Annotated in this window: 8 protein-coding genes; 7 read left to right on the forward strand and 1 reads right to left on the reverse strand. The window is 31.3% G+C overall.

Translation table 11 applies throughout. The annotated features are described in order from the left end of the window. Positions 1–159: 159 nt before the first annotated feature. On the reverse strand, positions 160–609 hold the full coding sequence (locus tag CLORY_RS21975; RefSeq protein ID WP_139376122.1) for a helix-turn-helix domain-containing protein: 450 nt from the start codon (positions 607–609) through the stop codon (positions 160–162). Between the two features lie 81 nt (positions 610–690). Between CLORY_RS21975 and CLORY_RS21980 the strand changes: the two genes are divergently transcribed. The 7 genes from CLORY_RS21980 to CLORY_RS22015 all read left to right on the forward strand — a co-directional run bounded on the left by CLORY_RS21980 (position 691) and on the right by CLORY_RS22015 (position 7,586). After that, positions 691–990: a hypothetical protein gene (locus CLORY_RS21980; RefSeq protein ID WP_079428583.1), complete on the forward strand. Its 300-nt coding sequence runs from the start codon at positions 691–693 to the stop codon at positions 988–990. A gap of 371 nt (positions 991–1,361) precedes the next feature. Beyond that, complete coding sequence (locus tag CLORY_RS21990) at positions 1,362–2,069, forward strand: distal tail protein Dit (RefSeq protein ID WP_079428585.1); 708 nt, start codon at positions 1,362–1,364, stop codon at positions 2,067–2,069. Next, the gene (locus tag CLORY_RS21995) at positions 2,069–3,712 is read left to right on the forward strand and encodes a phage tail spike protein (protein WP_079428587.1); all 1,644 of its coding nucleotides are present in this window, start codon (positions 2,069–2,071) and stop codon (positions 3,710–3,712) included. Before CLORY_RS21990 ends, CLORY_RS21995 begins: the two co-directional genes overlap by 1 nt. Before the next feature lie 317 nt (positions 3,713–4,029). Continuing rightward, on the forward strand, positions 4,030–4,572 hold the full coding sequence (locus CLORY_RS22000) for a MarR family winged helix-turn-helix transcriptional regulator (protein WP_079428589.1): 543 nt from the start codon (positions 4,030–4,032) through the stop codon (positions 4,570–4,572). 47 nt (positions 4,573–4,619) lie between these two features. After that, positions 4,620–5,579: an alpha/beta fold hydrolase gene (locus CLORY_RS22005; protein WP_079428591.1), complete on the forward strand. Its 960-nt coding sequence runs from the start codon at positions 4,620–4,622 to the stop codon at positions 5,577–5,579. A gap of 165 nt (positions 5,580–5,744) precedes the next feature. Then, positions 5,745–7,097, forward strand: a complete 1,353-nt coding sequence (locus CLORY_RS22010) for a hypothetical protein (protein WP_079428593.1) — start codon at positions 5,745–5,747, stop codon at positions 7,095–7,097. A 60-nt stretch (positions 7,098–7,157) separates the two neighbouring features. Beyond that, positions 7,158–7,586 (forward strand): hypothetical protein, encoded by a 429-nt coding sequence (locus tag CLORY_RS22015; protein WP_079428595.1) that lies wholly within the window; start codon positions 7,158–7,160, stop codon positions 7,584–7,586. Positions 7,587–7,710: the final 124 nt, after the last annotated feature.

Raw genomic sequence — 7,710 nt, forward strand, 5'->3', positions numbered from 1 at the left:
CAAATAATATTAAGCATTTTTCAGACATTGAGGAGTTAGATGTAGAAAATTGGGTTTAATATTATATAAGGTATAGTTTAATGGTTAAATAAATCTGTAGGATATGGAGAAATGGAACTTGATGATATCTATTTAAGGACAATAGTTATCATCAGGTTTTTATGTCTTGTCTTGCGAAAGTAAATTTAGTTCCAAAATCTTCTCAAAATACCTCCTAGAAATCTGATAATCACCCCTTTTCCAATGATCCAAACTGGAAGCATCAACTCCAATCATCCGAGCCAGTTTTCTCAATCCATATTTCTCAACAAGTAACTTCAGCTTTTCTTCCTGTTCAAGTACAAACCTATAATAATCATCGCAAAGAATATCCTTATCAAGTACAGTTAGCAGTTTTAATAAGGTAGGTCTTAAGATCTTATCGCGATATCCAGCCTCAACTTCATTTAAAACAGAACGACTAATGCCAACCTTCTTTGCCAGTTCTTTCTGAGACATTCCAGTCAGCATTCTAGCCTTCTTAAGTCTCTGAGCCAAGGTGTTGCAAGGCATATCAGCGAATTGTAATAACTTCCTTAGATAATAAACTTCAGCTAAAAATATGGACAAGATGAAAGACTGTTGAATCGTCAGTATTTCGTCTTGTCCATATTAAGCTTTCGTATTTATTATCTAGAAATTTGTCGCAATTTGGACCACCATGCTGAAGCCGTCGCCAGTGGCTCTCTAGCGGGGTATAATGCGATTTCCCAGGCTTTTGGGTATGGCACACGAATACTTCCTAGAACCACAGCAATAGGTGATATTATTGCCTATGCAAATGAGAAAATGGAAACTAAGGAAGGCAGGATAAATAGATATACTTTTGCTGGAGCAGAGTATTTTGAGCATATGAAGGAAGTAGGACTATATACGTTGGATGTTAAGGAGATTGAGAAGAGGATTGAGAAGGCTGGACTTAAGGATGTGTTTAAGAAAAAGTTAGTTTAGGAAGTAGTATGGAGGAGCTCGCTGATGTCCTAGAAGAGGAATGTTGGCGAGCTTTGTGATTTATTATCATAAAAGTCCATGTTAAATATATATTATATGTTATAATAGTATAAAAATGTATTTTGGAAACATTAGTTAAAATACATTCGTAAAATGAATTTGAAGTACTTAGATAACAGCGCTTGTACTTGGAAGAATTTGCACCTCTGGGGTGCTAGCGAGACTTGGCGAACTTGCTATAGGTAATAGAAATGGGCTTACTTTGCACATAGATAATTTTAATAATTATACTGAAAAAGATATAGAACAGCTTGCTTATGAATTAGAATTTTATAGACAGAAAATCTCTATGGGGAAGGGAGGAGTTTAGTGTGCTTAGTTTTAACTTTGCTGGTAAGAACAGTTATGATGATTTTCGAATACTGATATCTCAAAGACCTAATCTTCCTTCTCCTAAACGTAGAGTAAATACAATAAACATTCCCGGAAGAGATTCTAATTTAAGATTTGATGAAAAGACTTATGATGATATAACACTAAATGTTGAATGCTCAGTAAAGGATAAGCAGAACCTTGCAAATAAAATTGATGACATAAAAGCCTGGCTTTTTGGAGCAGGTGAAAGTGATTTGATATTTAGTTTTCAAGATGATAAAAAATACATTGCTCAAGTGGTAAATGCTATTGATTTTAAACAGGTTTATAAATATTTTAGTGAGTTTCCTATAATATTCAACTGTAGACCTTTTAAGTATGCAGTTGATAATACCGCAATTATAATAAATCAATCCAAAACAACAGTGACTAATCCAGGAACTATTGAAAGTGAACCTATAATAAATATTTATGGTTCTGGTGATATAGTTTTTAAAATAAATGGAGAGCAGATAAGTTTCAAAGGTATATCTGAAAAAGTTATAGTAAATTCAGTTATACAAGACTGCTATGATGATGTAGGAAACAATTTAAATGGGAAAATGAGTGGAGAATTTTTAAAGATGAAGTCTGGCGAAAATATTATAGAATGGAGTGGCGGTGTTACTAAAGTAGAGCTTTTACCAAACTGGCGGTGGTTGTAATGGTATGCATTTATGATAAGAAAACTACTAAAGGAAATTTTGATAATAACGGTTTTGGAATTTTAAGTGAAACTATAAGTTGCTATATTACTGAAGAACTAAATGGTGATTATTCCTTAGAGCTAGAGTATCCTGCTAATTCTAAGAAATCAAAGTATATAGTGGAGTGGAATATTATTAAGGCAGAGGATCAGCTTTTTAGAATATATAAGGTAGAGAAAAGTAGTGATGGGAAAAATGTAATTAAGGTATGGGCAAAGCATATCTTCTATGACCTTTCTTATTATTTTATAGAAAGCATGAAAGCTGAAAACTGTAGTGTAAAGACGGCTCTTCAGAAGTCTTTGATAGGAGATTTAATAACCATATATACAGTAGATAGTGATATTATAACTGCAAACACAATTGATATTGAAGAAAAGAATCCTGTAGAAGTCATATTTTCAATAATTAATATATGGGGTTGTGGCGAACTAAAAAGAGATAACTTTGATATTAAAATATTAAGAGCTATAGGAAAAGATGGAGGAGTATTAATTGCACAGGGTAAAAATATAGCTGGTTTGAAATTTAATATAGATACCACATGTGTTGTAACAAAGATTTACCCTGTAGGAAAAAATGGTATAAAGCTTACTGAAAAATATATTAGTGTACCTAACTGGAATAGTGATGCATATCCGCCCTTTCCTATTATAAAGAAAGTTGAATTTAAAAATGCTGGAGATGAAGTTACGCTAAGAGCGCTTGCTAAAGAAGCTGCAAGTTTAATAGGTTTAAGCAAAGTAAATATTGATATTGACTTCATTGAACTTAGTAAAACAAAAGAATATGAAAAATACAAGCATCTCCAAACAGTTAATGTTGGAGATTTAGTTATAGTAAGACACAAGGATTTTAACATTGATGTAAAAGTACCTGTAATCAAGATAAAGAAAGATATTTTAAATTGTACAAATATTAAAGTTGAACTTGGACAGCCAAAAGACAGTATATTAAAACAGCTTGATACAGCAAATATTAAGACTACACTAGATGAGCTTGGAAATAAAGTAGCGGAATCCTTTAGTTCAATGCTTTATTATGCAAATCCAGTAGCTTTAACTGTTGGAACAGCACCCATTGAACCAGTATATTTAGGAATAACAGCAGTTGCAGATACAAACTTATCTATGAATTTTACTATGTACTGCACAGCCAGCAGTTTATGCACAATAACAATAGAAATTCAATTAGATAATAAGGATATTCCATTTGCACCAAAACAAAAATTACAGCAGGGAGATAATGTTATAGGTATACCTCTTGGAATTCCACAAGTTCAGCAAGGTGCACACTACATTGCAGTATTTCTAAAAGTAGATACGGGTACAGTAAATATACCTATGTTTAATCTTCAATGTATGATAGATGGAAGAAATCTTCAAGGCGGTTTGAGTGCAGAACATCCACACGCAGAATGTTTTGAGAAACAGAAGCTTGTAAATATGAATGGATTATATTTAAATAAAGTATCAGTACAGAATGTAAATATAACATTACAACTTCCAAAACAATTTTCACTAAATGAAAATGTAGTAGTAAAACCTAATTTATTTACAGATAAAAATATCACAACCAGTTACAATATTTCTTTTAAATAGGAAAAATTTAGAATATTAGTAAAATTTCGTGTTATAAAAAAATAAGGTATGACGAAATTGTAAATTTATGAGTCCTAATCGTAAGAAGTTGTGATGAATAAGTAAGATATAATGTATGTAGGTAATGGAGGAGAACCAAGTCCAGATGGATGGCATTCTCCTTTTTCTTTTTGTTTTAAGAAGAATGTTTTGAATAAAAGTTTCTATTTAACATAAAAAGTTATTTAAAGAAACAATAGACAGCATGTTGATAAATTTTTGGCAATATGTTAACATTTTATTTAGACACCATGATGTCTAAATAAAAGGAGATGTCTATGGATAATCACAGAGCACTATTTTTAATACAGCAAATTTACGTAACAACTTTTTCTCTTACCAATAAGCTTCAAATAAAAGGTGATGGATATTTTGAACATTTAACAAGTAGGCAGTTTATGGTTATTGCAGCAATTCTTCATTTGCCAGAAAATGAAACAACCATTAATAATATTGCTAGAAAATTAGGTACAACTAAACAGAGCCTGAAAAAGTTGATAACTATTATAGAAAATAAAGGTTATGTTATTACTGTACCTAGTCAGCTTGATAAGCGTGCAGTCAACATTAAAATTACAGAGGCTGGAAAACAAGTTATCAAAGAATGTGATGAAACATCAATAAAGTTTTTGGCGGATATTTCTAAAGATTTTTCAATTGAAGAAATGGAAACGCTGTGGAATTTATTAAAGAAATTATATAGGTTTGATGGTGAAGAGCAGGATGGTTTTGAAGAAGAAGTACAATATAAAATTGATCAAATTCAAAGCGACGCTCAAACAAAAGCATTAAATGAATTTGAAAGAATAAGAAAGAGGTAAGTAAAAAACGGTAATTTTTTTATAGTGATAAAAGGAGAATTAGAATTATGAAAAATAAGCCCAATAGATTAATTTATTTTGAGGAATATGTACGCATTAATGGTATAGAGCAATATCTATTTCATGCGGGTACAAACTATGATAATCCAGTAATGTTGTTTTTACACGGTGGACCAGGTTTCGCAGAATCAACACTTTCATATATTTTTCAAGAAAAATGGGAAGAAATTTTTACAGTAGTTCACTGGGATCAGCGTGGAGCCGGAAAAACGTTAACTAAAAATCCAGATGAATGTATTACAATTGATTTAATGCTAAAGGATTTATTTGAAATTGTTCAATATCTAAAAAGAAAATATAATAAACAAAAGATAATTATATTTGGGCATTCCTGGGGAACTGTTTTAGGAAGCATATTTATAAAAAAATATCCAGAAGAAGTAGCTTATTATATTGGAGTTGGGCAAGTTATAAGTATGTTTGAAAATGAGCGTGTTGGCTACGAAAAAGTTAAAGAATTAGCTTTGCTGGCCAATGATAAAAAATCTCTAAAAGAGCTTGAAGCTTTAGGTGATTATCCAGGTGATAATCATGGTATTGCCTTTAAGAAAAAATCTGAGAAACTGCGTGCAGTTCAAGGTAAATATAATTTGGCTGCTAATGGGAATCTTTCTGCAATTATAGGTTTAATTAAAAGCCCTATTTTTAAGTTATCGGATATTTCTGCATTGATAAAAATGGATAAACCAAACGAAGAAGTAATAGAGTTTTGGAGTAAATTTGATATAAGATCAGAATCAGCAGAGTATAAAGTGCCAATTTATTATATTCTAGGTGAAAATGATTGGCAAACCCCTCATGTTATTGCCGAAGAATACTTTAAAAAAATTAATGCACCACATAAAAAATTATATTTAATACCTGGTGCTGGACATATGACAATGATAGATCAACCTAACTTATTTTTTGATGCTTTGGTAGACATTAGTAACAAAGAGAAAAACTAAAGTAGATCTATAACAGTAATATAACAATGTAATTTTTCATGTGACACAATCTTTTTTTATATGACTAAAGCCATATCTAATGATATAGGCTTTTGTTTGTTCAAAATTATAAAAGCTAGATTTAAAATGTAGATAAATTATACAAAAAGGAAGGAGGAATCCTATATGCCTTATAAACAAAGTTTAGCTTACAGCAAAGACCTAATAAAAGGAACTAATATGGAATTTTTAAAGAAAAAATTAATAATGCCTTATACAGGAATTGCTACAGTTAAACTCTATGATTCACTTACAGGAAAGCAAACTTATGAAGCTAAAAGTGAAAACAGAATATCTGCAGTATTTGGAAATATGGCTTACTTAGATGGATTTTATTATCCAATGCTAGATAATAAGCAGGAAGATATATTAAGTGATATATATGTAACTTATCCCTTTAGAGTAATGGTTTTAACTACAGGAGACATAGCAGAAGATCCTTATGATTATTTTACTTGGGGAAGTATTCTAGGTTATGCAGACAGCTTATATGCTTATAGTGGCAGTGATAATTTAAGGGGTAGCATAAACAAGTCTGAAACAACAAGGTCTACTAGTACAAGGCATTATGTAATGGACTTTCCAACTAATGCTGCTAACGGAACTTTTAAAAGTATATATTGGATGGGAGGAGCTAGTAGTGATACTAATGCTCAAAGTCCAAGAATAAATCCAGTATATGCTAAAAAAACATTAGAAGCAGGAGGTAGTGGTACATACTTACCAAGTTATAATTTATGTACAGATGAAACTAATCTTTATGTCCTAAAGACTGGTTCAACAATTTTATATGTATATGATAAGGTAACTGGAACTAAGAAAAGTAATGTAACACTGCCAATATCAGTGAAAGCTATTGCCTACGATGGTACTAACTTTTGGATACTAATAAGTGATGGATCTTTTAAAAAGTTAGATAAGAATTTTGCTGTAGTAGCTTCTTATTCAAAAAGTGCTACAATTCCAGGTGATCTTGTTTATAACGTATGTTATTTTGACATTGCAGTAAATGATACCTATGTTTACATAGCTTACAATGGATGCACAGATTCATCTGGTTCAAGTTCTAAATATAAAAGTTGTATAGCTAGATACAATAAAGATGGTACCTTTGCTGACAAAACGCAAATATATACTGGCAGTTCTGGAGAGATTGCTTTAACACAAATACCCAATAGTAAATTGTGGGTAATAATACGTTATGGTACTTGTTTGCAGCTCAATAATGATTTGACGCCATATGGCACTTCAAGTTTTACTTCGACTATTTACAATAGTATTGTTTGGGATAAGGATACTTCTAATATATTTACTTTTGATGGCAGCGGTTATGGAGAATTAAAGCAGCAGTATATTGTTCCAGCGTCAGCACACACACTTCTTCCAGAGGCTATAACTAAAACGCCAACTAATACTATGAAAATTCAATATGATTTTACTTGTGATTATGTGTATCCATTGGATATGCCTGCTCATTAGGAATGTTAGATATCTTCAGGATGTCTTTTCTTATTTTTTGAAAGAGGGGAGATGGTTAACTTGGAGGATAGAAGCTGTAAGGATTGTTTACAGATAGAAAATATTAAGAATAAGATGGAGGGCTTTGAAAAGACGTTGAAAAGTTCAGAGGGGAAGGTTTATGACATGATTTTAAAGCTTCAGGATAGGGTGGGAACATTGGAAAGACAGGGAGATAAGAATGAAGAAAGAGTATCAATGATATTTAATATTTTAAATGAAATAAAAGATAGTGTAAAAATAATAGCTGATAAGATAGATGACTTTGAAAGACATCCACCTGGGAATGAACCTATAGAAGCTTTGAAACTTGATATGAAGGAGTTGTCTGCAAGAATAAAAGTAGTAGAGGATAAGCCTGCAAAGAAATGGGACGATACCACAAAGACAATAACCTTAGTTTTAGTCACTCAGATAGCAATATTTATAATATCAAAAATTTTAAAATAGACCAGCTAGTAAAAGTCAATAAGTTTTTATAAAAAAATTAATTGATAAAAATAAGCAACACAAAAAGACCATTGAAAAACACGAACAATGGAAAATTGCTCTTAATTGTTAGGGTTGTTAAGCA

It is taken from the genome of Clostridium oryzae, from assembly GCF_002029235.1.
Classification (GTDB): domain Bacteria; phylum Bacillota; class Clostridia; order Clostridiales; family Clostridiaceae; genus Clostridium_AE; species Clostridium_AE oryzae.

What these genes read in the sequence shown, in the direction of transcription:
- CLORY_RS21995 (WP_079428587.1), top strand. Translation starts at nt 2,069, where the DNA reads ATGGTATGCATTTATGATAAGAAAACTACTAAAGGAAATTTTGATAAT.
- CLORY_RS22000 (WP_079428589.1), top strand. Translation starts at nt 4,030, where the DNA reads ATGGATAATCACAGAGCACTATTTTTAATACAGCAAATTTACGTAACA.
- CLORY_RS22010 (WP_079428593.1), top strand. Translation starts at nt 5,745, where the DNA reads ATGCCTTATAAACAAAGTTTAGCTTACAGCAAAGACCTAATAAAAGGA.
- CLORY_RS22005 (WP_079428591.1), top strand. Translation starts at nt 4,620, where the DNA reads ATGAAAAATAAGCCCAATAGATTAATTTATTTTGAGGAATATGTACGC.